Genomic DNA, 24,205 nt, shown 5'->3' with positions numbered 1-24,205 from the left:
AGGCTGGGATCACGCAGGGAGGAGGAGCCATGGCAGCCATCATTCTGGTGTGGAATCCAGGGCTTTGGAACGGCTGGAACTACGACGCCGTGATTGAGCAGGTCGCCGAAACCGGGCAATTCCCGGCCCGGTGGAGCGTCGGCGCCCACGGGAACATCCAGCCGGGAACCCACTCATGGCTTCTCCTGCAAGGACATAGCCACCACCGCGGCGGGCTTCTCGGTCACGGGGTGGTCATGTCCGAAAGCCCTGAACCGCAAAAGCAAGCCCACCCCAGCTCTTCGACTCCTGCCAGCACGCGGTACGTCAGCGTCGCCTTCGATGCGCTACTCCCCCTCGGTGACCAAATACCGGCGAAGATTCTCGCCAACGAAGTGCCGGGCGTGGCATGGAAGAGCATTCGTGGTTCTGGACGGTCCATCCCTCAAGGGGCAGAATCCGGGCTTCGCCGCTTGTGGTTCGAGCACGGACCCGTGGCCTCCGATCCATTCCAGACGGTTCCCGGAACCTACCCCGATGAAGCCGTCAGCCGAGTTGAAGTGAACCGCTACGAACGAAATCCTGAAGCCCGCCGGATCTGCCTCGCCTTCCATGGGACGTCCTGTGCCGTATGCGGCTTTTCCTTCGAAGTCACGTACGGGGACATCGGCAAAGACTTCATCCACGTCCATCATGTGGTTCCGGTTTCACAGCTTGGTAGCGGCTACCGCCTTGATCCCGTGTCTGACCTCGTGCCGCTGTGCGCCAACTGCCATGCAATGGCACACCAGCACGCCGGCACGCCACGTACCGTCGCGGAGCTGCGCGTAGCGATTGCCGCTGCCGGACACTTGCCCGGCCAGATCGTCGATGACCGCGCCTTGGCCGCCCAGGACGCCGCCCACAGGATCCTCGAGCAGCGGTAACCCTCTTCGTCAGCGGGCACAACAGACCGCTTTGGCAGACGTGGCCCCCGTCATTCGTGCAGAACACATCTACCGTCGGCGCAGCGGTCCGGTCCCCTAGCCGCCGATGTAGGACATCTCGATCTTGTGGGGGGCGTCGTTGCTCGTTTGGGAACTGCGCAGTTCCGAGTAGCGGTCCGTGCGTCCACCCCAGAGGGCGGACAGCGCGGTGGAAAGCTCGACGTCGGACGCGCCGCCCCTCAGGAGTTCCCGCAGGTCCGTTCCGGCTGTGGCAAAGAGGCACGTGAACAGCTTGCCGTCCGCAGAGAGGCGGGCCCGCGTGCACCCTCGGCAAAATGCCTGGGTCACGCTGGAAATCACACCGATTTCACCGGTGCCGTCCGCGTAGCGCCAGCGGTCCGACGTCTCGCCGGCGTAGTTGGGCGCAACCGGCTCCAGCGGAAAGACAGCGCCGATGCGGGCCACGACCTCGGCGGAGGGCACCACCTCATCCATTTTCCAGCCATTTGACGCCCCCACGTCCATGTACTCAATGAACCGCACGATCAACCCGGACCCCTTGAAATGGGCCGCCATGGGAACGATGTCCTGCTCATTGATGCCGCGTTTGACCACCATGTTGATCTTCACGGGCCCCAGACCGGCTGCCTGGGCCACGTCCGCGGCATGCAGGACCTTCGCTACTGGATAGCCGACGTCGTTCATGGCCTGGAAGGTCTCCTCGCGGAGTGAGTCGAGGGACACCGTTACCCTCGTCAGCCCCGCATCCTTGAGGACTTGCGCCTTCTGCGCCAGGACCGTGCCGTTCGTGGTCATGGCAAGATCCGGCGCAAGGCCGTCAGGAGTACGCAGTTGCGCCAGCATGCGGACCAATACCTCAATGTCCTTGCGCAACAGCGGTTCGCCGCCGGTCAATCGGATCTTCCTGACCCCATGTGCCATGGCGATCGATGCCAGCCGGGTGATCTCCTCGAATGTCAGCAGCTGGTCCCGTGGCATGAAGACGAAATCCCTGCCGAAAATCTCCTTGGGCATGCAGTAGACGCAGCGGAAGTTGCACCGATCCGTGACCGAGATCCGCAGATCCCGAAGGGGCCGGTGGAACGTGTCGGTGATGGAATTGGCGTCCATACAACGCCCTCTCAAACCGTAAGTGGTGCCATCCGCTGGTACTTCTCCCAGAGTATGCCCCGTGTTTGGCCCTCACAATGGCAGCCGATGCCACCGGCAACCGCGAGACACCGGCGGCCATCCCTTGGCGGCCCAGTGTCCCGATACCGTAAGGAATTCGGGCGGATCTTTCAGCCGCTGATCCCTAGCGTTAGAGGATGAACGAAGTACGCGGCAACAGTGTGGATGTGGTCCTCCCGTGCCTTGACGAGCGCCAGGCGCTGCCGTGGGTGATGTCCCGGATCCCCGCCGGCTACCGCGCCATTGTTGTAGACAACGGGTCCACAGATGGATCGGCACAGCTGGCCGCAGAGCTTGGTGCCTTGGTAGTTGTTGAGCCCCGCCGCGGGTTCGGCTCTGCCGCGAATGCGGGCCTGATAGCCGCTACGGCCGAGTTCGTGGCCTTCTGCGATTGCGACGGGTCCCTTGATCCCGCGCTGCTGCCGGTCCTTGTTGATCAGGTGGCTGCTGGCTCTGTTGACCTGGTTCTTGGCAGCCGCAGACCGCGCCGCCGAGCGTGGCCGCTCCATGCACGGTTGGCCAACAAAGTGCTGGCATGGCGCCTCCGACGCACGACGGGCGTACCGCTGACCGATCTTGGTCCGATGCGCGTGGCACGCCGCGAGGCGCTACTGTCTCTCGGGCTCGAGGATCGGCGCAGCGGATACCCCCTGGAGATGGTTCTCAAAGCCAGCCAGGCCGGGTGGAAGATCTCGGAATCTCCGGTGCCGTATTCCCCCAGAGCCGGGAAGTCGAAGGTGACCGGCACTCTGAGCGGCACTGTCACGGCCGTCCGCGACATGTCCGCGCAGCTCCGGGCTGCTTCTGGGAGGAAATGATGAACCTGACCATCGCCGTCGTGGCCAAAGAATGCTTGCCGGGGCGCGTGAAGACCCGGCTGACCCCGCCGCTCACTCCCGGCGGGGCGGCTCTTCTCGCGCAATTGAGTTTGAGCATGACGTTGGAATCGGTCAGGAGCTTTCCGGCTCGCCGACGGCTGCTGGTGATGGACGGTAAACCCCGCGACTGTGATGCCGCTGGATTCACGGTCCAAGAACAGGTTCCCGGGTCTTTGGACACACGGCTCGCGGCAATCTTCGATTCTGTCAGGGGGCCGCTGCTCCTGGTCGGCATGGATACGCCGCAACTGTCCACGGAGCATCTCGAGCCCCTCTTCCTGGATTGGGCAACGGATTCGCCCCGGCACGGCGCGTGGTTTGGCCCGGCGTACGACGGCGGATTCTGGGCACTCGCGATGCTCCGGCCCCGCGGCGAGTTGATAAGGGGCGTCGAGATGTCCACCGGAAGCACGGGAGCCAAGCAACTCGGGCGCCTGCACGCAGCGGGACAACGGACCGGTGTTCTCCCCCGGCTACGGGACATGGACTCCTTTGGTGATGCCATGGACATAGCCGCGGACCTCCCTGGCACGGAGTTCGCGGCGGCGGTGCAGGCATCCGCCGTCGAATTCGCTGTGGGGAGACCCTCATGATCTTGCCGGACCTGAGCCGCCCCTCCTGGATCGAGTCCCTTGGTGGACCTTCATTCGGCGTGGGCCGCCACGAACCGTACGCCCGGGCACTCTGCGCCGGTGGCGGACTTCTCACCCTTCGGCCAGCGAGCGCGGGAGACCGCGTTGGTGCCGTGGATTTCGAGGTAGGCGGTTGGTGCGAAGAAGCCACGGCGGAGGAAGGCGCGCTGCTCGAAGGGCTTGCCGGTCCGGTCTTGGACATCGGCTGCGGACCCGGACGCTTGCTGGCTGCCGCCGGAGTTTTGGGCCTGGTGTGCATGGGAATCGATATCAATGCAGAAGCGGTCAGGCAGGCGCGAGGACGCGGCGTCAGTGCGCTCAGGCAGTCAGTCTTCGGGGCTGTCCCTTATCCCGGGCAATGGCAGACTTTGCTCCTGCTTGACGGCAATATCGGGATCGGAGGTAGCGTCACCATGTTGCTGCGCCGGTGCCGTGAACTCGTTGCGCCGTCAGGAACCCTGCTGGTGGAAGTTGAAGACAGCGACGTTGACTCGAGCTACAAGGCTGTTCTCGAAGACCGGGACGGGAACGCAAGCGAAGCGTTCCCCTGGGCCAGGGCCGGACGCGCCGCACTGCTGAGCCGGGCCCTGCGCACAGGCTGGGCTTTGCGGTCGACGCTCAGGGTTCAAGGCCGGGTATTCTGCTTTCTTGAACCGCTGACCTTGCCGGCCCTTTCGAGCAGGTAGATGAGGACCGCCGTCGCCGAGGCCAGAGCTGCCCAGAACCAGATCAGCCGGGCAGCGTAGTCACCCTCCACGGCGCTGACGGAATGCACCACCATTTGTGCCTTCAGGAGGATGCCCACCACCAGGGATGTCACGGCCCCGACCATGAGTGCTCCCCGCAGCACGGCCGCCGAAGCTGGCCGCAATCCGAAGCTGAACCGCCGGAGTCCCGAGCCGGCAAGAGTAGACAGCGGCACCACGATGCCGTCGTGCAACAGGACTGCACACGCCATCCACACCAGCAAACCGATCAACTGTGCCGGACCCAATTGTGTGGGCAGTCCGGCCAGGCCGTAGCCTGCAGCCGCAACGCCGGCCAGGCCCAGAAGGAAGCGGGTAGCTTTGAGCGAACTGGGGGCTTTCACAGGATCTCCACGGTTTTGAGCCATTTGGTTTGCAAGACACCCGGCCGCCCGGGCGCGATGATCCTCGCCGGATAGCCGTGGTCAATATCGAGGACCTGCCCGTTGAGTTCGAGCGCCACCAACGTCATCTCATCTTGGACATAGGCTGACTGCATGGTCATCACCCGGTAGTGGCCCTCCGGTTCCATGCTTGTCACGCGGAGGTCTGCGTCGGCACGCCCACCGGCGGCTGCCACAAGGTCCTTGATCCGGACTCCCCGCCATTGGGCTGACTGGCTCCACCCTTCCACGCAGGCGATGGGCAATTCGTGCTCGTATTGGGGCATGGCCTGAAGATCGGCCCGGGTAAAGGTGCGCTGCCCTCCGGCATGGCTGACGAGCAGTGACCAGTCCGCAGCCTGCGCCAGTTCCGTGACCTTGGCTTCCGCCGCTGACCGGTTGACAGGGACGCTTTGCGGTCCGGCGCCCATCTTTCGCGGTGCGAACAGGTTGAACCAATCCAACCAAGGGGACGATTGGCCGGCGGTGGTCAGCACCACCGCGCCCGTTGCAGCTCCGACGCCGCCAAGGAAAGCCCGCCGTGACCAGCGCCCGGGTACCGTTGTTGCCGGCTTTTCGCCGCCTGCGGGCCGCGAGCGCCAGTGGGTCCGGATCGCCGGGAGTTTGACGGCGATGTGCAGCAGCAGGGATCCCCAAATGACCCAAGCGAGCCAGTAGTGGGTTTCCCTGAAAGGAAAGGGCCACGGGTACCACTTGTAGGTGTTGATCAGACCGGTGAAGATCTCCAGGAGGGACGACGCGATAAACAAGGCAATCGACGCCCGTTCCACCCCGTGCAGAACGGACTTGACCGGGGGCCACTTGAGCAACTCCGGGTAAACGGACCACAGCTTGGCGAGCAGCAGCGGTATGGACGCGATGCCTGACGTGACGTGCACGCCCTGGGTGAACTGGTAGATCCACACGGGACGGGTCAGGAACAGCATCCACGACGGCGGGTCTTGCAGTCCGTGGCTGAACAAACCGGTCAGGAAGCACACCGTAAAACTCACGGCAAGCCATCGGCCCAGAACGACCGTCAGGCGGGTACTCCGTGTGGGGGAAGCAAACTTTGAGGCCAGCAACATGGTGAGCCTTTGCATACTTCGATGACACCACCAATCCGCTCCCGGAGAGGCGCCTCAGTCCTTACGAAATAGGGACGGTTCGGGCATAACCCGGGTCCGGCCGCCTTCGATGGTGAAGGATGAAATCATGGACAGCCACGAAGCACGCCGCCACCGGAGTCCCGGTGCACGCGTGGTGACGTTCGTGATCCTGCCGGGTCTCCTGTTGTTCCTTGTACTGGTGCAACTGTGGACGGTCATGCCGGGGAACCCGGTGCCGAACGCTCCGATGATCGGAACCTGCCTGTCCTGGTTTGTCCTGGTTCCGGCAGTCGCGGCCATGTCCCGTGTGCCGAGGCGTGTGGCGACAGCGTTGATAGCGGCTGGGGCGTTGCTTCTCGGAGCGGCGGCCATGAGTGCGCCGCCGAGGACCAGCAATGATTCCGCCCGCTACGCCTGGGACGGCATAGTGCAGAAAAACGGTATCTCGCCGTACGCATTCGCGCCCGTCAACGAGGCACTCTCCGGGCACCGCCCCTCCTGGTTGTTCGCGGCCGGCACCTCGGGGGCCCATGGAGATCCTGTATGTCCCCCGGCAGCGTTTGCCACGGAGGCCGTTCCCGCCTCCGGTTATCCGTCCGGCTTGCCGCTCTGTACCGCCATCAACCGGCCACAAGCTCCTACTATCTACCCGCCGGCTGCGGAGTACTACTTCTTCCTGGTCCGGTCCTTTCTCCCCGACACGGTGGGCTACCTGCCCTTCCAACTTGCCGGTTTCCTCCTGAGCGGGGCCGTGACCGTGATCCTCATGGTCCTGCTGCGGCGGCGCCGGCTGCCCCAGCATCTGGCCGCAGTGTGGGCGTGGAGTCCGTTTGTGCAGCTCGAGGCGGTGAACAACGCCCACGTGGATATCCTCGGAACCGTCCTGTTGCTGGCTGCGGGCATGCTGCTGGTTTCGGGCAAGCCGTCGGTTTCGGGCAGGCCGATCAGTTCAGGAATATTCTTTGGAGCCGCCGTCGCCACCAAGCTGATCCCAGCGATCGCCGCCCCTGCGCTCCTTTTCCGGCGTCCGACGAAGTTCATCCTCACCGCCGTGGCGGCCTTCGTTGCTTTGTACGTGCCCTATGTGCTGGTGGCCGGAACCGGCATCCTGGGCTTCCTCCCCGGGTACCTGAAGGAGGAGGGGTACAGCCAGGCCGGAGGCATCCGGTTCGGGCTGGCGCAGATAGTTTCCACGGGTCCCTGGCCGATGCTTCTCAGCCTGGCCGCGCTAGCAGCCATCGCCGTCGTCGTTTATCGGCGCAGCAGTCCCTCCACGGTGTGGCAGAACCAGACGCTCATGATCGGGCTGACACTGCTGCTCGTCAGCCCCAACTACCCTTGGTACGCGCTCATGCTGCTGCCGTTCATCGTCCTCAGCAGGAAGTGGGAATACATCATGGTCATCATCGCGTTGGACGTCATCTACCTTGGCCCTCCAATCGGACCAAACAACGCAACAACCGGCAAAGCCGCGCTGCTTGTAGCGCTTCTGGCCATTGCCGCGGCCCAACGGCTGCAGCGGCGAAGAAACATCGAATCCCATGCCTTCAGTGTCCTGGGCAGCGAAGCAAAGATGGAAGCGAGGAGCGCGTTGTGAGCGGGCATTCGATGGCCGCGGGCGGTTTGCACGCGCGGATCGGAGTCATCGGAGGCTCCGGCACCTACCGCTTGCCGGGCGCGGAGATACTGGGGCAAACTGTGGTCGACACCCCCTACGGATCTCCGTCCGGTCCGCTCACTTTGGCAAGGATCTCCGGCCGGCCGGTGGTCTTCCTTCCCCGTCACGGAACCACCCACTCCGTGCCGCCCCACAGAATCAACTACCGGGCAAACCTCTGGGCCTTGAAAAGCCTCGGCGTCGAGGCCGTCCTCTCTTCTTCGGCCGTCGGCGGACTCCGGGAGGGCTTCCCCCCGGGCACCTTCGTGGTCACCGACCAGTTCATCGACCGCACGTGGGGCAGGGCTGACACTTTCTACGACGGGGACAGCAGTCCTGGAGCGGCCGTCCAGCACTTACCCGCCGCGGAGCCGTTCTGCCCACGGCTGCGTGCCATCCTGCAGCGGGCCCTCGCCGCCAAGGGGCTGGTCTACGCGCCCGCGGGTACGGTGGTTGTCATCAACGGTCCACGCTTCTCCACCAGGGCCGAATCGGCGTGGTACTCCGCCGTGGGTGCCGACATCATCAGCATGACCCAATACCCGGAGCCCGTGCTGGCCGCCGAACTGAACATGGGCTTCGCTAACCTTGCCTACATCACCGACTCGGACACCGGCCACGACGGCACCGCACCGGTTACCGCCGTCGCGGTCTTCGAACGACTCAAAAGGGCCCAAACCGGGATTCTTTCCGTCCTCGAAGAAACCATTGCCAGCATCGGCGAAAGCTACAGGCCGGACCAGCCGATGCCCCAAAGCGCTGTGGATGCCGTCATGGGACAACCGGTCAACCATGGGAAGGACTCGGGCGCATGAGACTCCTGGTGACCGGAGGCGCCGGATTCATCGGCTCCCACATCGTCCATGCGGCCCTTCAGGAAGGCTGGGAGGTGCGCGTCATCGACTCCCTGGAATCCAGGGTTGCACCCTGGCAAGCCACGCATCGATCCGCGGGTGGATTTCGTCGCCGGCGACCTGGGCGACCAAACTGCCATCAGTGCCGCGCTGGACGGAGTCGACGTCGTCAGCCACCAAGGTGCCAAAGTGGGCCTTGGCGTCAGTTTCGCCGACGCGCCGCACTACGTCCACACCAATTCCTACGGCACCGCAGTGCTCTTGGCTGCCATGGAACGCGCGGGCATCCACCGGCTGGTACTGGCTTCCTCCATGGTCATTTACGGTGAAGGTGCCTACACAGACCCCGACACGGGCCAAGCGGTCAGGCCCAGGCCCCGCACCACGGAAGATCTCCGGCTAGGCATGTTCGACCCGCGGCACCCGGTCACCGGAAATGTGCTGATCCCGTCGTTGCTCACCGAAGACGCCGTTCCTGACCCGCCCAACATCTACGCTGCGTCGAAACTCAACCAGGAGCACCTCGCCTCCATCTGGACCCGGATGACCGGCAGCGCCGCCGTCGCCTTGCGGTACCACAACGTCTACGGCCCGGAAATGCCCAAGGACACGCCCTATGCCGGAGTGGCTTCGATCTTTCGCTCAGCCATCGCGAGGGGCGACGCGCCACGGGTTTTCGAGGACGGCGCACAGCGTCGCAGCTTCATCCACGTCCGCGACGTCGCGGCGGCCAACCTTGCCGCCATCAGGTTCGTGCTCAACCAGCCCACTCCGCTCTTCCGTGCATACAACGTCGGTTCCGCCGAAATCCGCACCATCGGCGACATCGCGTATGCCCTGAGCAAGCACAGCGGCGGTCCACCACCCGTGATCACCGGTGAGTCCAGGCTCGGCGACGTCCGGCACATCACCGCCTCCTCAGAACGCATCAAGAAAGAACTGGGTTGGACCCCTACGATGGGATTCGACCACGGCATGGCCGAGTTCGCCGCCGCGCCCTTGCGCGGCACACCGTAACCAGGCACACCGTAACAAGCTGCGGCGTGGCGAGGTGCCGGCGGCCGCAGTTCCGGACGCCAGTACCCTGTCGGGCAGAATGGAAAGCATGACCCTTACGACGTTCGCCCTCGTCCGCCATGGCCAGACCGACTGGAACGCGCAGCGCCGGTTGCAAGGATCCACCGATATTCCACTGAACGACGTCGGCCGCGGCCAGGCGCGCGACGCCGTCGCCGTCCTGTCCGGTCACGAGTGGGACGCGATCGGTGTCCTCGCCGCTGAGCCGGGCGGCGGAAACCGCGGACCTGATTGCCGCCGGGCTGGGTCTCCGTGTGGACCGGCGCGTGCCTGAGCTCACCGAGCGACGGTTCGGCCCCGCGGAAGGGCTCCAAGCCGGCGCCGAACTCGACGCGCTGCGCATCCCCGGTGGTTTCCGCGGCGCTGAAGGCGAGGACGAGGCAGCCCGCCGCGGGCTCGCCTCATTGGAAGCGCTGGCCGAGGAGTTCCGTGGCCGCCGAGTCGCTGGTGGTAGCCCACGGCACGCTCATCCGCGTGAGCCTCAGCCTCGCGATCGGCCGCACCCTGGAGAGCATTGACAACGCGGTGCTCAACCTCGCCCACCACCATACGGTCGACGGCTGGCAGCTCGAATACTTCAACGGCGAACGGGTCATGTCTGCCGTTCACGGCTGAGTGAACGCTAGCCTGCGAGCGCGCGCCAGACCTAGGGCCTCTTGCCCGCGTCAGTGCCAGTATGTTGAGAATCAGGCTCAATGAATGCGCCCGGCCGTGACGCCAGGACAATAACGGGAAAACCCCATCGCGGCGGCCCTTGTCCCGGCCCCGTCCACCGGGTGTAATGGACGCACGACGGCGAGTTCCGCCGCGGTGCGTCGAAGGAGCCGCCATGTTTGCCAGCCCCTACCCGGATGTCGATATCCCCGAGGTCACTCTCTACGAATACCTGTTCAGCGGGCTGAGCGCCGAGGACCTGGATCGCGTCGCCCTGGTTGACGGCACCACCGGCAAACAGACGACGTACCGGGAGCTTGTCAGGGGCATCGACGCGCTCGCAGGCTGGCTCGCGGGCCACGAGACGGGACCCGGGACCACCGCGGGCCTGTTCTGCCCCAACATCCCGGCGTTCGCCGTCGTCTTCCACGGGATCCTGCGCGCGGGCGCCGCCGTCACCACAATCAACGCGCTGTATACCGCCGAGGAAGTCGGAAATCAGCTCACCGATGCGGGTGCCTCTTGGCTCTTCACGATCTCGCCGTTCCTCGAGCGGGCCCAGGCCGCAGCCGCTGGCGGCCGGTATCCCGGCCGGGCGGCTTGTGGTGCTCGACGGCGGCGACGCGGCCACGGCAGCCGGGCATCCCTCGCTCGCCGAGGCGCTCGGCGCGGGCCTCGGCGCTCCGGACGTCCGCATCGATCCGCACGCCGCGGCCGTCATCCCCTATTCCTCCGGGACGAGCGGCACTCCGAAAGGCGTCATGCTGAGCCAGTACAACCTGGTTGCCAACGTCGCGCAGTCCAGCGCCTTTTTCGGCGTGACGGCCGACGACGTCCTGCTCGCCGTCCTGCCCTTCTTCCACATCTACGGCCTGACGGTGCTGCTGAATCTCGCCCTTGGCCGACGGGCCCGCCTCGTCACCATGCCCAAGTTCGACCTCGCCGAATTCCTCCGCATCACCCAGGACCACCGCTGCACGTACCTCTTCATCGCGCCACCTATCGCCGTCGCGCTCGCGAAGCATCCGTTGGTGGACCAATACGACGTCTCGTCCGTCACCGCGACGCTCTCCGGGGCGGCACCGCTCGACGGCGATCTTGGCCACGCGGTCGCACGCAGGCTGGGATGCGTGATGCTGCAGGGGTACGGCATGACGGAGCTAAGCCCCGTGTCCCATGCGATCCCGCGCGACGGTGCCGAGCGCGTCCCGCTCGCCTCGGTCGGTTACACGGTGCCGAATACCGAGTGCAAGCTCCTTGACCCCGCCACGGACGAGGAGATCGAAGTTCCCGCCGAGGGTCCGAGCGCGCCCGGCCAGCTCCTGATCCGCGGGCCACAGGTCATGCTGGGCTACCTCAACCGGCCCGACGCGACCGCCGCAACCCTCGACCCGGCCGGTTTCCTCCGCACGGGCGACATTGCGACGGTCACGGCCGACGGCGTCGTGACGATTGTCGATCGGCTCAAGGAGCTCATCAAGTACAAGGGTTACCAGATCGCGCCCGCCGAACTCGAAGCGCTCCTGCTCACCAACCCCCAAATCGCGGACGCTGCGGTGATCGGTGTCCACAGGGAGGACGGCGAAGAGGTACCGAAGGCCTTCATCGTCCGGCAAGCCGGGGTTGAGGTCGGAGGCGAGGATGTCATGGCGTTCGTCGCCGGGCACGTCGCGCCATTCAAGCGCATACGGTACGTCGAGTTCGTCGACGTGATCCCGAAGTCGACTTCCGGGAAGATCCTTCGTCGCGAGCTGCGCGCCCGGGCTTAGCGATACGAGTTGTCATGAGTCAACGCCGGATATCCAAGGAAGACATGGCATGACCGAAACAGCCATTGAACTCGCAGGCGTCACGAAGCAATTCGGTTCCTTCACCGCCGTCGACGGCCTCAGCCTGCAGGTTGAGCGCGGGGAGATCTTTGGGCTTCTCGGTCCCAACGGCTCGGGCAAGACAACCACCATCGACATGATCAGCGGCCTGAGCCGCCCGACCTCCGGCGCCATCACGGTCCTCGGCATCGACGTTCTGGCAGATCCGCGCAGGATCAGGCGCTCCCTCGGAACAGTGCCGCAGGAGAACGCACTGTACGAAGAGCTCACGGCCGAGGCCAACCTCCGTTTTCACGCAGACCTCTTCGATGTGCCACGGCACGGCCTCGAGCAGAAGATCACTTCTCTGCTTGATCTGGCACAGCTGGAGGAGCGCCGGAAGAGCCGCGTCTCCACCTTCTCCGGCGGCATGAAACGACGGTTGGCCCTGGTCCGGGCGATGCTCCACGAACCGGAGCTGCTTTACTTCGACGAGCCGACCCTGGGGGTAGATGTGCAAAGCCGGCACGCACTCTGGGACAGGATCCTCGAGCTCAAGGATCGCGGCACCACAGTGCTGATCACCAGCAACTACCTCGAGGAGGCGAACGCCCTCTGCGACCGGCTGGCCATCATCGACCGGGGACGGCTGGTAGCCCTGGATTCGCCGTCGAACCTCCGCCGGAGTTTCGGTGACACGGTGCTTGAAATGCGCACGCGTCCGGCACCCGGCGAGGAGGTCGTCCGAAAAGTCCGTGCCCTCCCCGGCGTGGTCTCGGCCATCGCGTCCGACGGTTCGTTGAAGGTCACCGTGGAAGGCGGGGCCGACGTCACCGGCAAGGTAGTGACTGAGGTGGTCGGATCCACGAGCCTCGAAGAGATCCAGAGCCGTGAACCGAGCCTGGACGAAGTTTTCCTGGGCCTGACAGGCAAGGAGCTCCGGGAATGAGCGTTCGCCACAACCTGCGAGTAGTACGGGCGGTGGCCGCTGCGGACATCCGGCTCACCCTCCGCGAGCCGATCTTCGCAATCATCGGGGTCCTCGTCCCGATCAACTTCCTGCTCCTCTTCCTTCTCTTCGCCCTCAGCGGCGGCCAGGCACCGATCGCCGTCGTGATGAATGACCGGGGACCGCTCGCCCAACAGTTCGTCCAGGCCATGGGCAACTCGTCGTCGTTTATTATTCACACGGCCACCGCCGCCGATGCCGAGCGTGAGATCCGGTCCGGCAGCATTGTTGCCGTGGTCACCGTGCCGCAAGAGTTCGACGCCGCCCTGGGCGCCAAAGCGCGGATCAACGTTCCCGTGGAAGTCAACAACCTGAACGTCGACTTCACCAACGACATTCGACGGGCCATTCCGCTGTCGATAACGTCCTTCTACGCGAACGCCTTCCCGGAACAGGTGGTGGTGACCGCCCATGAGGCCGACGTCCAGGCCACCGACACCGGCTACATTCCCTACCTTGCCGTGAGCATCATGGTGGCCGGGCTGATGCTCGCGTCCCTCCTGCAGGGCAGCGTCAACACTGCCCGGGACTACGAACTCGGAACCATCAAGGAACTGGCATTGGCGCCGGTGGGCCGCTTGACCATCGGAGTCGGCAAGGTACTGGGGGCCGCCGCCCTCGCGGCCGCGTCCGCGCTCCTGCTACTCGCCGTCGTGATCATATTTATCGGCGTGCATCCCCTTCATCCCTTCGAAGTCCTGGGCTTCGGACTCCTGATATTGGCGGCCTTCCTCGCGCTCGGCGTTCTCGTCGGGACGCTGGTCCGGCGGCGGCAGCAGGCAATCCCGCTGGCCATCGCGGCAGTTCTTCCCCTGTTCTTTTTGAGCGGGCCGTTCGGGCCGGCGAACTGGCTGGGCGCCATTCCGGGCGCGATCGCCGCCGTGTCGCCACTCACCTACGCCATCGCCGCTTTCCAGCACGCCTTCCACGGTTACCAGACGGCGCCGCAGGGCCTCACAGCCGACGCGATCGTTTTGGGCGCCTTCACTGTGGTGGCGGTAGTGCTTGCCGCGTTCGTGTTCGGCCGGCGGGGGGCGAGGCACTGATGGGAGCGCGACGCGCTGTACTCGCAATTGCGGCTAAAGACATCCTGACGTGGTTCCGGACGCCGTCGGCGATCGTGGCCAGCCTATTGCCGCCGGTGGCGTTTCTGCTGATCATCTTCGTGGTGGCCGGCGCGGTGGGCCGCAACCCGGTGGCGCTGGTGGTCGAGGACACGGGGCCACAGGCGCAGCGGCTCGTTTCGATCCTCGAAGACTCGGGCGCATTCCGCGTCCAACGGACAACCCCGGTTGAGGCCACTCACCTGTTGGACACGCTCCAGGTTGCGGCCGTGATCACCATTCCCGCTTCGTTCGACGACGACTACCGGGCACAGCGGCCCGATCCTGTGAACGTCCAGATCAACAACCTGAACCTGGACTTCACCAACGACCTCCGCCGATCGGTGCCGGCCGCCATTACGAACTTTTACGCGGGCCAGCCGGACACCCCCATCACGGTGGGCGTCGCCGAATCGGATCTGAGGCCGCACGACGTCGACCTGGTCCAGTTTGAGCTAGTGCCCATCCTGGTGCTGCTGCTCACCATCATGGGTGTCGTCAACGGCGGCCTGGCCGCGGCCCGTGAGTTCGAAGACCTGACCATCAAGGCCCTCCTGCTCTCCCCGATCGGCCGGGGGACGCTGATCGCCGGCAAGATCCTGCGTGCTGGGCCACCACCATGCTTGTGGCGGCGGTGGTGCTTGTGGTGTCGTTTGCCTTTGGGGTCCTTCGGCCGGTTGGCTGGTATTGGCTGCCGGCACTCGCGGCGATCGGGTTGATTGCACTGGCCGCCGCCGGCCTCGGAACGGCACTGGGAGGTGCGCTGCGGCGTTTCTCAGCTGTGTCCGGGGCCGGAATCAACCTTTCGATCTATCTGTTCTTCCTCAGCGGAGGAATCAGCGTTGCGGCGTTCCTACCGGATTGGATCCAGAACATCGCGCACTTCACACCGACCTTCTACGGTGTGAACGCACTGGAAGCGGCGATCTTCTACCAGTCGACCGACAACCTGGGCCGTGACCTGACAGTGCTGCTGCTGACAGCCGCCGCCGGGCTCGGCTTGGGAATCATCTCCCTGCGACGGCGGCTTGTCGCCAATTAGTTACTGTCCTTCCTTGCGCGCCGGCAGCAGGACGAGGGCGTCGCCTACGGCACGTTCGGTGCCGCCCGACGGGCTGTTCAGGACTTTCCCGCCGGCAACGGCCGTTGTGGAGCCGCCGCCGTCCAAGTTCATGGCCTGGACCATGCCGAGTGACATGGCGACGTCGGCCTCCTCCTTCAAGCTGAGCCCCAGCGATGCGGTTGAGCGTCCGTCGGCGGTGACCAAAAGGGTCCTGCCCTGGGCGTCGGTCCCGGCGAAGGTCCGTGGGTTCCGCTTGTGGACCCAGCCGTAGTAGAAGCTGTTTCCATCGTTGGGGTGGACCATGCCGTCGTGCTTGACGGTGACATCTTCGCTGCCGTTCTTGACGAGCAGCGGGCCCCCGTTGACCACGCTGGTGGCCTTGTCCGTGCGAAGGGTTTTCCCGTCCTCGCCCAGCAGTCCGGTGCCGATCTTCAGTTTGGCGCCAACCGGAGCGAGCGCGCGGAGCCGCGCAACGTCGGTTCCGGTGGCCCTGGATGGTGTGGCCACCGGCAGGAACAGCAACGCCCCTGGACTCGGCGACCGATGTGACGGTGTCGTGGTTGTCCACGGTCACCTCGATACCCGGGCCGGCAGGTGTGGACGGCCCGAATTCCGGGGTGAACGTGACCAGCTCGTTGGCGTTCGTGCAGGTGACATCCTGGAGCGGCAGCGAAGTAGGCAGGTCGTTGGCTCCCCCACAGTTGCGGATCAGGCCCGGAACCCGGTCGATGCCGTCCAGAGCCACCTCACCGGATGCTGAAGAAAGTGTTCCACCCCAGGTCAGGCGCTCGATGCTCGTGGCGTTCTTCTTGCCGTCAATAACGAGGGCCGGGCGGTCGGCTACAGGCTCACTGAGGGTTTTGCCGCCGTAGACCCCGACGCCGGCAGGGTCGCCTTCGGCCCCGGCCGCCGGGTCGAAGACGAAGAAGCCTGCGTTGACTGCAGCGATGGCGTTGGCGGCCGAGGCGAGTTGGCTGGTGGTCTCCCGTTTCTCCAAGTCCGGGCCGAACGAGGAGGCGAGCTGGCCCTTGTAGTTCTTGGGGTCGATGGTGATGACTTCGAGATTCCATGGTCCGCGGGTTGTCGTGCTGGTTTCCGCATCGGCGTCCCAGCCCGTGTAGATCACCGAGGAGGCAAATCCTGCAGCCTTGATCTTCGCGACGATGGCGTCTCCGTCGGTCTTCACGGCGACGTGGCCGGCACGGACCCGGTATCCCAGGTCGCCTCCGGCATCAGCCAACTGCGGGGACTGGACGTGTTCGACGCGGGCATCTACTCCTGCCGCCTTGAGTTTGTCGGCAGTGCGCTGCGCTGTGGCCTGGCTTGAGAGCGCCGAAGCCGGCGCATCAGGATCCGGGGAGTCTGAGGGGATGGCCACCTCGGCGGTCCAGAACAGCGAGCTGTCCGCTCCCCCGCGGCTGATCTGCGTCAGGGTGACGCCGGGGGCCAAGACAGTCACCGTCCGTTTCTCGGGAAGGTCAGGAGCGCCAAGGTTGAGATGCGTGCCCTGGGCGCTGCTCTGGTCTGGATTCTGGCCATCAGCTGCCTGGCTTGGACCTACAGGGCTGAGAAACGCTGAACAGACAGCGAGAACCAGGCCACCAGTCAGGGCGCCGCGATGCTTCAGGGAGGTTTTCATGCGTCCACGGTACAAAGACACGAGGGCGGCTCGAGCCGATTATCCGCTTTGGGAGTGCTTGTTGCCCGAACCTTCACGCGACGTTAATTTGGTTTCTTTCATGCGCATTAGGACGTTCCTCCAGAGGCATGGACAGAGCCTCCGCTCACCGCCGTCGAGCGTTCACGGCGGAACAGCAGGACAAACGCGACGGCACCCGCGAGGAAAATCAGCGCGGCAACCCACGTGTTCACCCGGAGACCCAGAATGAGGTTGGCGTAGTCGGAGCGCATGAGTTCAAAAGCGAAGCGCCCCGCGGTGTAGCCGGCCACATACAGGGCGAACACACTCCCCGCCCCCAGTGCGAAGCGCCGGTCCAGATACAACAGCAGCAGTGCAACTGCCACGCACCACAGGGATTCGTAGAGGAAAGTGGGCTGGAAATATCCCAGGACAACCGGGGCGCCTGAGGAGTCCGTGGCTGCGGCCCCCGCGGCCTGGTCCATCTGATGGATCTGGAGTTTCCACGGCAACGTCGTTGGGTCTCCGTACAGCTCGTTGTTGAACCAGTTCCCCCACCGGCCCAGGCCTGGCCGAAAGGACACCCGGTGCCACTGTGTCGAGGAACGCAACCAGGGACGTCTTCGCCCTGCGGCAGCCGATCCAAGCCCCTACGATCCCCAGCCCAACTGCACCCCAGATTCCCAGCGCCCGCCGTCCCAGATGGCAAAGGCATTCCACGGATTCTTCCCGGGGAGGAAATAGAGCTCGGGATCGGTGATGACGTGGTAGATCCGGCCCCCGATGATCCCGGCCGGCACCGCCCACAGGCAGATGTCCAGCACCTGTCCTGCTTGGCCGCCGCGGGCCATCCAGCGGCGGGAAGAAAGCCAAATGGCTACCACAATCCCGGCCAGGATACACAGCGCGTAGAAATGGACAGCCAGAGGGCCTACATGAAAGGCGCTCACCGTCGGGGACGGAATGAATGAATCACCGGCAGTCATCGCATTAAGTTCTGTCACAGAACTATTCTATAGTGGGAATACCGTTGTAATCTGACTTCATGACACCGGCGCATCCATCAGTCCCGGAAAAACCCCGAGTGGTGGACGGTGCCGATGCCTGGTCCCTCACCGGCGTGATCAGTCGCCTGCGGCGTGTCCTGCGTTCTAGTGTGCGGCAGGATTTCCCCTGGGAATCACTTCCCATGGCCCAAGTAGAGGTCCTTCAGCGGCTGGCCGATGAACCCGGCTTGGGGGTCAGCGAGCTTGCGGCCCGTCAACGCCTTGCAACCAACACAGTCAGCAGCCTTGTCCAGCAAATGGTGACCGCGGGACTCGCGGAAAGAACCGCCCGCCCGGGTGACCGCAGGGCTGTGAACCTCAGCCTGACCGAGACAGGGGCGGGCATACTGGCGGCTTGGCAGGCCGCGAACGATCGACGGCTTCGGGAAGCCTTGGAACAGCTGCCCGAGGCTTACAAGGTTGCAATCGAACACGCGATCCCTGCCTTGGCGGCCCTCGCGGCGGTGCTCGAATCCGAGGACCGGGCCCAGGGACAAGACTTCCGCCTAGCTGATCTTGCGCCGGTATGCAGCCATGGCGAAGACGTAGGCGAGAACGAGGATGCCGAGGCACCATGCGAGGGCAGTCCATATGTCGCTGCCCACCGGCCGTTGCGCAAACAGGTTCTGGATGGTGTTGACGATTGACGTGACAGGCTGGCTTTCGGCGAAGGCGCGCACGGGACCCGGCATGGTGGCTGTGGGGACGAAAGCCGAACTGATGAAAGGCAGGAAGATCAGCGGGTAGGAGAATCCGCCGGCTCCGTCCACGGATTTCGCCGACAGTCCAGCGATGACTGCGATCCAGGTGAGCGCCAAGGTGAACAGCGTCAGGATTCCTGCAACGGCTAGCCACGCCAGCGGGCTTGCCGAGGTCCGGAATCCCATGAGGAGGGCCACCAGCACAATAATCAGGACCGAGATCCCATTGGCAACCAGCGATGTCAGGACGTGTGCCCACAGCACGGATGATCGCGCGATCGGCATGGATTGGAACCGCTCGAAGATACCGCTCTGCATGTCGTAGAACAAGCGAACGGCGGTGTAGGCAATTCCTGACGCGATCGCGATCAGCATGATTCCCGGCAGCAGGTAATTGACATAGTTATCTGTGCCCGTCTTGATGGCACCGCCGAACACATAGACGAACAGCAGCATGAGGGCGATCGGCGTGATGGCGGTAGTGATGATCGTGTCCACGCTGCGGATGATGTGGCGCATGGACCGGCCCAGCAAGACGGCGGTGTCCGCGAAGAAGTGTGTGCTCATGACCGTTCCTTACTTGACTCGACCTTGCCGTCGTTCCCCACCAGTGCGAGGAAGATTTCCTCCAGGGTCGGCTGCTTCTCGACGTACTCGACCTCGGCTGGCGGGAGTAGTTGCTTGAGCTCAGCGAGGGAGCCGTTCGCGATAATGCGTCCCTGATGAAGAATGGCGATCCGGTCCGCGAGTTGCTCGGCCTCTTCGAGATATTGCGTGGTGAGCAGGACGGTGGTTCCCTGCTGGGCGAGTTCCTGAACCACCTGCCACACTTCGATGCGCCCCTCGGGATCGAGGCCTGTGGTGGGCTCATCGAGGAAGACCACCTTCGGCTGCCCGATCAGGCTCATAGCGATGTCAAGACGGCGGCGCATCCCTCCTGAATACGTCGACACTTTTCGCGAACCCGCATCGGCAAGGTTGAAGCGGGCGAGGAGATCGTCCGCCACCTGGCCGGTGCTCTTCAGGTGCCGAAGCTTGGCAACCAGCACCAGGTTCTCCCTGCCGGTGAGAATCTCATCGACGGCGGCGAACTGTCCTGTCAGGCTAATGGATTCCCGAACGCGGAGCGGTTGAGCCGCCACATCGAATCCATTGACCGTGGCGGTGCCGGCGTCGGGTCTCAGAAGCGTGGAGAGGATTCGGACAATCGTCGTTTTTCCTGCTCCGTTCGAGCCAAGAAGAGCGAAGATACTGCCCGGTTCCACCTCAAAGTCCACGCCGCGAAGTACGTGCACGTCCTTGTAGGACTTTTCCAAACCGCGCACCGTGATCATGGTGTTTTCTCATCTTTCGTGATGTTCTCGATGGCGTGGTTCAGCCGTTCCCGCTCCTTGTTGATCCACTGCCCCTCCGAGTAGTTCTGGAGGAACGTCTCAGCGAACTCCACGGGGTCTTCCCCGACGATTTCCCGGATCGGAGTTCCGCTTGCAGCGCTCTGCTCGAAGAGATCCGCCAAATCGTCCAGCATCGACACCAGGGTCTCCCCTTTCGTGATCGACCCGAAGTACATCAGGTAGCGGTCCAGCGCTTCGATAGCTGTGCGATAGTTCGCGGGTAGCTGTTTCGTGCGTGCTTTGTACTGCCGGTACCGCTTCTTTTGTTCGAGCGACCCTGTAACCTGTTCGATCCATCCTGCGGCCATGTCTAATTCCCTCCTTGACGGAGTTGTTCCAGCCGCTCGGCCAGAAAGCTCCACGTTGTCCAGAAATCCTCCAGGTATTGCTCGCCCTGGGCGTTGAGTGAGTACACCTTGCGCGGCGGCCCCTTCTCGGACGGACGCTTCTCGACGTCGACCAGGCCCTTCTGTTCGATCCTGACAAGCAGCGCGTACACGGTGCCCTCGGCAATATCGGAGAAGCCCTCCGCTCGAAGCAAGGTGGTGATCTCGTAGCCGTATGCGGGTCTACCGGTCAAGAGGGCAAGAACGATGCCCTCCAGCGTTCCTTTGAGCATCTCCGTCATTTGCTTGCCCATCAGACACCCCCCTCCAGCTACTCAGTGATACTAACTACTAGTACATAGTATCGCTAAGTAGTAGAAGCGCAACCCTCTACGATGAACGCCTCCAGGCGTTATAAGGACCTATTTGTGGATGGGTTTGTCCAAGGCGAGGCTGATGGTCTGGCCCGGAGTCAACTCCCCGGAGGGTAGGTCGGTGAAGTCGTACCAAACGCGGTTGGTGCCTGTGAGGGGTCGGTTCGCCGATTCCAGATTCGCCTGCTCCGACACGCCGAAACGGAACGAGACTTGGCGCTCGGTGTCCCCCGCCGCCGTCGTGTAGGTAAGAGGGATCCCGTCGGCGTCGGCGGTGAAGGTGCCCTGGGCGCCTTCGATCTTCAGATCGCCCGGTATCAATCTCAGCTTGGAGCCTGCAGGGATCGGCTTGTCTGCCACAAGGGACGGGTTGTAAAGCATCAGTTGGGCAGTAGTGGAGCGAAATTTGTAACCGATGCTGTCAAACGAGTCTCCGTCCACCGTGGTGTAAAAGACACCCTGGCCGAACGGATTGTAGACAGTCTTTCCCGCACCCGACCTGCTATCCACCGGATTCTTTTGCAGCCGGATATTGTTCCCGGCGCGGACAAAGTAGGTGTTGCCTTTCTCGTACGTGTAGGGGACCTTGTTCGCTTCCGCCAACTGCTCCTCGGTGATGCCGAATCGGTAGGTGATACCGCCAAGGGTGTCGTTGGGCTCAATCACATAGCTGGTGGCAATGCCGTTCGGATCGGTGGTGGCAGTCCCTTTTGCACCAAGCATCGGACCCGGAGCGGGGATCAGGCGAAGTTTCGTGCCTGGCGGGAGCGGATCCCCTGGCTGGAGCAGGTTGAATTCGTCGAGTTTTCTCTCGGAAAGATGGAACGAGCCGGCCACCCCCGCCAAAGAATCGCCGGAGACGGTGGTGTAGAAGTCCACATTGCCAAACGAATCCGCAACAGTCGGCCCCGCCGTCGGCTTCACGGTGGGCTTCGCCGTGGCCGTTTCCGCTGACGGCGCTCCGTACGTGCACGCCGTTAGGCCTGCCGATAGCAAAACGGCGAGTGCAGCGGCTTTCCAGCCGTTTGGCACGTACTTTCTTATGCGTGAAGAATCACGGTTTTCAATCATTTGCTTACCCCCAAAGCGCTCCGATCCCGCGGAGTATCTGTCCAAATAAACCAAACTGAGCATAAGGGATGAATCTTGTCCTCAACCCCTCACGGGCGAGCGGAAACCTCTCAGTAAAACCACAGGCAGTTCCCCTTCCCACAGCGGGTCCGCAGCGCCATCATGAATCATCGGCGTCCGCGGATGAGTCGGCGCCCTGGTTGCAAGGGAGGCGTCATGAAGTACATCGAAAATCACCTGAAGTACACGATGGAGGACTTGTTGGGCGCCCTAGCCAGCGACTTGGGCTGCAGCGCCGATGATCCCCGTATCCTCGATGCCTACGACGAGCTGATCAGCGGCTGGGCCCGGGAGTCCGCTGACCCTGACGCAGCATACAACTCATTTTTCCGCCCCGGGCCGGTAGCCACCGAGTTGGATCTGACCTTGGCGCACGTCTGGGCGGACGGCCGCATCCTCATCGATTGACGTCACCGCAGGCTGGATGATGCGGGTCCCCCACGCGGACCGCCATGTCGCCGTCGATCTCGCCGTCGATCTCGCCGTGATCCTTTGTTGTGACAACGGTCGACTGACTTCATGACGCGGATCAGAACAGATGGGAGGATGGGCGCATGGAACTCCATATTACTGGCGACCCCGCCGCAGATAAGCTGCTCGGCGATGATGCATTCGCTCTGCTAACCGGCATGCTTCTTGACCAACAGGTGACCATGGAATCGGCTTTTGCCGGACCCGAAAAGATCATGACGCGCATCGGCTCCATGGACCCTGCGGCGATCGCCGAATACGATCCCGCAGGGTTCGTTGAGGTCTTCAAAGAACGCCCGGCTGTGCATCGATTCCCCGGCTCCATGGCCGGTCGCGTTCAGGCCCTCGCCGAAACCGTCCAGCGCGATTGGAACGGGGACGCCACTGCCATCTGGACACAGGATGGCCCGAACGGCGAGGAAGTGCTCCGCCGGTTGAAAGAATTGCCGGGGTTCGGGGAACAAAAGGCAAAGATCTTCCTCGCCTTGCTCGGCAAGCAGTGCGGCCTCAAGGCACAAGGGTGGCAAGAGGCTGCCGGCTCCTACGGCCAGGAAGGCGCGTTTCTTTCCGTTGCCGACATTGTGGATCCGGAGTCTCTGAGAAAAGTGCGCGCCAGCAAGCAGGCTGCCAAGGCGGCCGCCAAAGCTGCGAAGGCACCCGGACACTGATAAGAAACAACTTGCACAACTCGCACAATGAATCGCCGGCTTCGGAGGCCCCATGACCTGCACGCGCGAGACATCCGATGAACTGATCCGCAGTGCCGCCGTAGAGGTTCTGCGGACGAACGACCTGGGGACCATGACAACTGCGGCGCCAAACCTGTATCCGCATATGTGGAGCTGGGATGCCGCATTTGTCACCATCGGCTTGGCGCGAGTGAACGTATCCCGTGCGATCCAAGAGTTGCGCACCCTGCTTGGCGCTCAGTGGTCAACCGGAATGATTCCCCACATCGTCTTCAGCGAGGATGAAACCGGCTACTTTCCAGGACCGGACCGGTGGGGCACCGACGCCGTCACCGCACGTCCGGCCGGGGTGCGGACCAGCGGCATTTGCCAGCCTCCCGTCCATGCCATCGCGCTGCGTCATATCGTGGACCGGGGCCGGGAAAACGGAGGAAACGACCAGGAAGCTGCGGAGGCGTTCTTGGAAGAATCCTTCGACAGCTGGCTGGCATGGCACCGGTGGCTGGCTGAAGCCCGGGACCCGGAGGGGACCGGACTGATCGAGATCCACCACGGGTGGGAATCCGGTTTCGACAATTCCCCTCGCTGGGACGGCCCATACGGCAGTATCCATCCTGGACATGTCGAACCGTTTACCCGTCGCGACACTCTCCATGTTGCCGATGCCGTCCAAAGACCGGATAACGCCGAGTACACCAAGTACTTATGGCTGGTCCAACAGATGGATTCCGTTGGTTACAACGACCGGCTGATACCCCAAGTGGTGGACTTCAGAGTCCGGGACGTGTTCTTTTCCGCCATCATGGCCGCCTCGAGCGACGTCCTGGCCGATCTCGGCGAGGAACTCGGACGGCACCCCGAGGCAGCGGAACTGCACCAGATGGCCACACGGTTCCGGAACGGCGTGGCAGCCACGGTAGACCCTGCTACCGGTCTGGCCCGCGACTACGACGTCGGGGCAGCAGAATGGATTTCCACCCAGACGATTTCGGGCTTCGCTCCCCTGGTTGCGGGCGGGGACCGGGCCTTACTGGAGGTTCAGCGAAAAATGCTGCGGGGCAAGGACTGGATGGGTCATCCTGGTCTGGCGTTTGCACTGCCTCCTTCGACGTCGCCGAATAGCCCGGCATTCAAGCCACGCACGTACTGGCGCGGACCTGTCTGGCCCTTCTTGAACCTCCTGTTCGGATGGGCAAGCCGACGCGACGGCCATCTGGAGCTCTACAGCGACCTGAGGGAGGCGTCTCTGTGCCAACTAGCGGACCTGCAGTTCGCTGAATACTACGAACCTTTCACTGGTGAACCCCTGGGAAGCCTGGCCCAGGCATGGACCGCCGCTGCCGCCATTGAGTGGCTACAGTAGCG

Annotated in this window: 25 protein-coding genes and 6 pseudogenes; 19 read left to right on the top strand and 12 right to left on the bottom strand. The window is 63.7% G+C overall.

Going from position 1 to position 24,205, the window contains the following annotated elements:
- Positions 1 to 29: 29 nt before the first annotated feature.
- Positions 30 to 905 (top strand): HNH endonuclease, encoded by an 876-nt coding sequence (locus tag ACF0H6_RS01210; protein ID WP_395248136.1) that lies wholly within the window; start codon positions 30 to 32, stop codon positions 903 to 905.
- Between the two features lie 96 nt (positions 906 to 1,001).
- Here ACF0H6_RS01210 and moaA read toward each other — a convergent pair whose 3' ends face one another.
- Positions 1,002 to 2,036: a GTP 3',8-cyclase MoaA gene (moaA, locus tag ACF0H6_RS01205; RefSeq protein ID WP_395248135.1), complete on the bottom strand. Its 1,035-nt coding sequence runs from the start codon at positions 2,034 to 2,036 to the stop codon at positions 1,002 to 1,004.
- A 197-nt stretch (positions 2,037 to 2,233) separates the two neighbouring features.
- Between moaA and ACF0H6_RS01200 the strand changes: the two genes are divergently transcribed.
- Genes ACF0H6_RS01200 through ACF0H6_RS01190 form a run of 3 tightly spaced genes read left to right on the top strand, consistent with a single transcriptional unit; the run spans position 2,234 to position 4,292 of the window.
- The gene (locus ACF0H6_RS01200; RefSeq protein ID WP_395248134.1) at positions 2,234 to 2,914 is read left to right on the top strand and encodes a glycosyltransferase family 2 protein; all 681 of its coding nucleotides are present in this window, start codon (positions 2,234 to 2,236) and stop codon (positions 2,912 to 2,914) included.
- Positions 2,911 to 3,567: a DUF2064 domain-containing protein gene (locus ACF0H6_RS01195; protein WP_395248133.1), complete on the top strand. Its 657-nt coding sequence runs from the start codon at positions 2,911 to 2,913 to the stop codon at positions 3,565 to 3,567. The genes ACF0H6_RS01200 and ACF0H6_RS01195 overlap by 4 nt, the downstream gene beginning before the upstream one ends.
- Positions 3,564 to 4,292 (top strand): methyltransferase domain-containing protein, encoded by a 729-nt coding sequence (locus ACF0H6_RS01190; RefSeq protein WP_395248132.1) that lies wholly within the window; start codon positions 3,564 to 3,566, stop codon positions 4,290 to 4,292. Before ACF0H6_RS01195 ends, ACF0H6_RS01190 begins: the two co-directional genes overlap by 4 nt.
- Here ACF0H6_RS01190 and ACF0H6_RS01185 read toward each other — a convergent pair.
- Positions 4,232 to 4,696 (bottom strand): hypothetical protein, encoded by a 465-nt coding sequence (locus ACF0H6_RS01185; RefSeq protein ID WP_395248131.1) that lies wholly within the window; start codon positions 4,694 to 4,696, stop codon positions 4,232 to 4,234. The genes ACF0H6_RS01190 and ACF0H6_RS01185 overlap by 61 nt on opposite strands.
- On the bottom strand, positions 4,693 to 5,748 hold the full coding sequence (locus ACF0H6_RS01180; protein ID WP_395248130.1) for a molybdopterin-dependent oxidoreductase: 1,056 nt from the start codon (positions 5,746 to 5,748) through the stop codon (positions 4,693 to 4,695). Before ACF0H6_RS01180 ends, ACF0H6_RS01185 begins: the two co-directional genes overlap by 4 nt.
- Positions 5,749 to 5,950: 202 nt before the next feature.
- Here ACF0H6_RS01180 and ACF0H6_RS01175 point away from each other — a divergent pair, with 202 nt between their 5' ends.
- The 11 genes and pseudogenes from ACF0H6_RS01175 to ACF0H6_RS01125 all read left to right on the top strand — a co-directional run bounded on the left by ACF0H6_RS01175 (position 5,951) and on the right by ACF0H6_RS01125 (position 15,048).
- On the top strand, positions 5,951 to 7,441 hold the full coding sequence (locus tag ACF0H6_RS01175) for a glycosyltransferase 87 family protein (protein WP_395248129.1): 1,491 nt from the start codon (positions 5,951 to 5,953) through the stop codon (positions 7,439 to 7,441).
- Positions 7,438 to 8,316, top strand: a complete 879-nt coding sequence (locus ACF0H6_RS01170; RefSeq protein WP_395248128.1) for an S-methyl-5'-thioinosine phosphorylase — start codon at positions 7,438 to 7,440, stop codon at positions 8,314 to 8,316. The genes ACF0H6_RS01175 and ACF0H6_RS01170 overlap by 4 nt, the downstream gene beginning before the upstream one ends.
- A pseudogene (locus ACF0H6_RS01165) lies at positions 8,313 to 8,387 on the top strand (NAD-dependent epimerase/dehydratase family protein); the annotation flags it as partial. The gene ACF0H6_RS01170 and the pseudogene ACF0H6_RS01165, both read left to right, overlap by 4 nt.
- Before the next feature lie 34 nt (positions 8,388 to 8,421).
- Positions 8,422 to 9,372, top strand: coding sequence for an NAD-dependent epimerase/dehydratase family protein (locus ACF0H6_RS01160; protein ID WP_395248127.1), 951 nt, complete (start codon positions 8,422 to 8,424; stop codon positions 9,370 to 9,372).
- An 88-nt stretch (positions 9,373 to 9,460) separates the two neighbouring features.
- A pseudogene (locus tag ACF0H6_RS01155) lies at positions 9,461 to 10,047 on the top strand (histidine phosphatase family protein).
- Positions 10,048 to 10,213: 166 nt separating this feature from the next.
- Positions 10,214 to 10,579, top strand: a pseudogene (locus ACF0H6_RS01150) (AMP-binding protein); the annotation flags it as partial.
- Positions 10,580 to 10,688: 109 nt separating this feature from the next.
- On the top strand, positions 10,689 to 11,855 hold the full coding sequence (locus ACF0H6_RS01145) for an AMP-binding protein (RefSeq protein WP_395248126.1): 1,167 nt from the start codon (positions 10,689 to 10,691) through the stop codon (positions 11,853 to 11,855).
- A 49-nt stretch (positions 11,856 to 11,904) separates the two neighbouring features.
- Positions 11,905 to 12,843, top strand: a complete 939-nt coding sequence (locus ACF0H6_RS01140; RefSeq protein ID WP_395248125.1) for an ATP-binding cassette domain-containing protein — start codon at positions 11,905 to 11,907, stop codon at positions 12,841 to 12,843.
- A complete protein-coding gene (locus tag ACF0H6_RS01135; RefSeq protein ID WP_395248124.1) occupies positions 12,840 to 13,949 on the top strand; it encodes an ABC transporter permease in 1,110 nt (369 codons plus the stop codon). Before ACF0H6_RS01140 ends, ACF0H6_RS01135 begins: the two co-directional genes overlap by 4 nt.
- Positions 13,949 to 14,725, top strand: coding sequence for an ABC transporter permease (locus tag ACF0H6_RS01130; RefSeq protein ID WP_395248123.1), 777 nt, complete (start codon positions 13,949 to 13,951; stop codon positions 14,723 to 14,725). The genes ACF0H6_RS01135 and ACF0H6_RS01130 overlap by 1 nt, the downstream gene beginning before the upstream one ends.
- Positions 14,626 to 15,048, top strand: a complete 423-nt coding sequence (locus ACF0H6_RS01125) for an ABC transporter permease (RefSeq protein WP_395248122.1) — start codon at positions 14,626 to 14,628, stop codon at positions 15,046 to 15,048. The genes ACF0H6_RS01130 and ACF0H6_RS01125 overlap by 100 nt, the downstream gene beginning before the upstream one ends.
- Here the strand turns inward: ACF0H6_RS01125 and ACF0H6_RS01120 are convergent, their stop codons facing one another.
- From ACF0H6_RS01120 to lgt, 3 genes and pseudogenes are all read right to left on the bottom strand, one after another.
- The gene (locus ACF0H6_RS01120; RefSeq protein ID WP_395249844.1) at positions 15,049 to 15,438 is read right to left on the bottom strand and encodes a phosphodiester glycosidase family protein; all 390 of its coding nucleotides are present in this window, start codon (positions 15,436 to 15,438) and stop codon (positions 15,049 to 15,051) included.
- An 811-nt stretch (positions 15,439 to 16,249) separates the two neighbouring features.
- Positions 16,250 to 16,708: pseudogene (locus tag ACF0H6_RS01115) on the bottom strand (SPOR domain-containing protein); the annotation flags it as partial.
- Positions 16,709 to 16,815: 107 nt separating this feature from the next.
- A pseudogene (gene lgt / locus ACF0H6_RS01110) lies at positions 16,816 to 17,694 on the bottom strand (prolipoprotein diacylglyceryl transferase).
- A gap of 59 nt (positions 17,695 to 17,753) precedes the next feature.
- Here lgt and ACF0H6_RS01105 point away from each other — a divergent pair.
- Positions 17,754 to 18,008, top strand: a pseudogene (locus tag ACF0H6_RS01105) (hypothetical protein); the annotation flags it as partial.
- On the opposite strand, the gene ACF0H6_RS01100 reads toward ACF0H6_RS01105, so the two are convergent.
- The 6 genes from ACF0H6_RS01100 to ACF0H6_RS01075 all read right to left on the bottom strand — a co-directional run bounded on the left by ACF0H6_RS01100 (position 17,889) and on the right by ACF0H6_RS01075 (position 21,581).
- Entirely contained in the window at positions 17,889 to 18,251 is a 363-nt protein-coding gene (locus ACF0H6_RS01100; RefSeq protein WP_395249950.1) for a hypothetical protein, read from the bottom strand. The pseudogene ACF0H6_RS01105 and the gene ACF0H6_RS01100 overlap by 120 nt on opposite strands.
- A gap of 9 nt (positions 18,252 to 18,260) precedes the next feature.
- The gene (locus ACF0H6_RS01095) at positions 18,261 to 19,022 is read right to left on the bottom strand and encodes an ABC transporter permease (RefSeq protein ID WP_395248121.1); all 762 of its coding nucleotides are present in this window, start codon (positions 19,020 to 19,022) and stop codon (positions 18,261 to 18,263) included.
- The gene (locus ACF0H6_RS01090; protein WP_395248120.1) at positions 19,019 to 19,789 is read right to left on the bottom strand and encodes an ABC transporter ATP-binding protein; all 771 of its coding nucleotides are present in this window, start codon (positions 19,787 to 19,789) and stop codon (positions 19,019 to 19,021) included. Before ACF0H6_RS01090 ends, ACF0H6_RS01095 begins: the two co-directional genes overlap by 4 nt.
- A complete protein-coding gene (locus ACF0H6_RS01085; protein ID WP_395248119.1) occupies positions 19,786 to 20,157 on the bottom strand; it encodes a DUF1048 domain-containing protein in 372 nt (123 codons plus the stop codon). Before ACF0H6_RS01085 ends, ACF0H6_RS01090 begins: the two co-directional genes overlap by 4 nt.
- A 2-nt stretch (positions 20,158 to 20,159) precedes the next feature.
- Entirely contained in the window at positions 20,160 to 20,489 is a 330-nt protein-coding gene (locus tag ACF0H6_RS01080; RefSeq protein ID WP_395248118.1) for a PadR family transcriptional regulator, read from the bottom strand.
- A 108-nt stretch (positions 20,490 to 20,597) separates the two neighbouring features.
- Complete coding sequence (locus tag ACF0H6_RS01075; protein WP_395248117.1) at positions 20,598 to 21,581, bottom strand: LysM peptidoglycan-binding domain-containing protein; 984 nt, start codon at positions 21,579 to 21,581, stop codon at positions 20,598 to 20,600.
- 255 nt (positions 21,582 to 21,836) lie between these two features.
- Here ACF0H6_RS01075 and ACF0H6_RS01070 point away from each other — a divergent pair, with 255 nt between their 5' ends.
- The 3 genes from ACF0H6_RS01070 (at position 21,837) to ACF0H6_RS01060 (ending at position 24,203) form a co-directional block, all read left to right on the top strand.
- Positions 21,837 to 22,088, top strand: a complete 252-nt coding sequence (locus tag ACF0H6_RS01070; RefSeq protein ID WP_395248116.1) for a hypothetical protein — start codon at positions 21,837 to 21,839, stop codon at positions 22,086 to 22,088.
- Between the two features lie 146 nt (positions 22,089 to 22,234).
- Entirely contained in the window at positions 22,235 to 22,819 is a 585-nt protein-coding gene (locus ACF0H6_RS01065; protein ID WP_395248115.1) for an HhH-GPD-type base excision DNA repair protein, read from the top strand.
- 52 nt (positions 22,820 to 22,871) lie between these two features.
- Complete coding sequence (locus ACF0H6_RS01060; RefSeq protein WP_395248114.1) at positions 22,872 to 24,203, top strand: MGH1-like glycoside hydrolase domain-containing protein; 1,332 nt, start codon at positions 22,872 to 22,874, stop codon at positions 24,201 to 24,203.
- Positions 24,204 to 24,205: the final 2 nt, after the last annotated feature.

Origin of the sequence: Arthrobacter sp. NA-172, assembly GCF_043952055.1 — a bacterium.
Lineage (GTDB): Bacteria > Actinomycetota > Actinomycetes > Actinomycetales > Micrococcaceae > Arthrobacter.
This window is presented reverse-complemented; position numbering and strand designations above follow the sequence as displayed.

What these genes read in the sequence shown, in the direction of transcription:
- ACF0H6_RS01085 (WP_395248119.1), bottom strand. Translation starts at nt 20,157, where the DNA reads ATGGCCGCAGGATGGATCGAACAGGTTACAGGGTCGCTCGAACAAAAG.
- ACF0H6_RS01090 (WP_395248120.1), bottom strand. Translation starts at nt 19,789, where the DNA reads ATGATCACGGTGCGCGGTTTGGAAAAGTCCTACAAGGACGTGCACGTA.
- ACF0H6_RS01130 (WP_395248123.1), top strand. Translation starts at nt 13,949, where the DNA reads ATGGGAGCGCGACGCGCTGTACTCGCAATTGCGGCTAAAGACATCCTG.
- ACF0H6_RS01080 (WP_395248118.1), bottom strand. Translation starts at nt 20,489, where the DNA reads ATGGGCAAGCAAATGACGGAGATGCTCAAAGGAACGCTGGAGGGCATC.
- ACF0H6_RS01140 (WP_395248125.1), top strand. Translation starts at nt 11,905, where the DNA reads ATGACCGAAACAGCCATTGAACTCGCAGGCGTCACGAAGCAATTCGGT.
- ACF0H6_RS01175 (WP_395248129.1), top strand. Translation starts at nt 5,951, where the DNA reads ATGGACAGCCACGAAGCACGCCGCCACCGGAGTCCCGGTGCACGCGTG.
- ACF0H6_RS01065 (WP_395248115.1), top strand. Translation starts at nt 22,235, where the DNA reads ATGGAACTCCATATTACTGGCGACCCCGCCGCAGATAAGCTGCTCGGC.
- ACF0H6_RS01095 (WP_395248121.1), bottom strand. Translation starts at nt 19,022, where the DNA reads ATGAGCACACACTTCTTCGCGGACACCGCCGTCTTGCTGGGCCGGTCC.
- ACF0H6_RS01190 (WP_395248132.1), top strand. Translation starts at nt 3,564, where the DNA reads ATGATCTTGCCGGACCTGAGCCGCCCCTCCTGGATCGAGTCCCTTGGT.
- ACF0H6_RS01125 (WP_395248122.1), top strand. Translation starts at nt 14,626, where the DNA reads ATGCTTGTGGCGGCGGTGGTGCTTGTGGTGTCGTTTGCCTTTGGGGTC.
- ACF0H6_RS01135 (WP_395248124.1), top strand. Translation starts at nt 12,840, where the DNA reads ATGAGCGTTCGCCACAACCTGCGAGTAGTACGGGCGGTGGCCGCTGCG.
- ACF0H6_RS01195 (WP_395248133.1), top strand. Translation starts at nt 2,911, where the DNA reads ATGATGAACCTGACCATCGCCGTCGTGGCCAAAGAATGCTTGCCGGGG.
- ACF0H6_RS01200 (WP_395248134.1), top strand. Translation starts at nt 2,234, where the DNA reads ATGAACGAAGTACGCGGCAACAGTGTGGATGTGGTCCTCCCGTGCCTT.
- ACF0H6_RS01210 (WP_395248136.1), top strand. Translation starts at nt 30, where the DNA reads ATGGCAGCCATCATTCTGGTGTGGAATCCAGGGCTTTGGAACGGCTGG.
- moaA (WP_395248135.1), bottom strand. Translation starts at nt 2,036, where the DNA reads ATGGACGCCAATTCCATCACCGACACGTTCCACCGGCCCCTTCGGGAT.
- ACF0H6_RS01070 (WP_395248116.1), top strand. Translation starts at nt 21,837, where the DNA reads ATGAAGTACATCGAAAATCACCTGAAGTACACGATGGAGGACTTGTTG.
- ACF0H6_RS01060 (WP_395248114.1), top strand. Translation starts at nt 22,872, where the DNA reads ATGACCTGCACGCGCGAGACATCCGATGAACTGATCCGCAGTGCCGCC.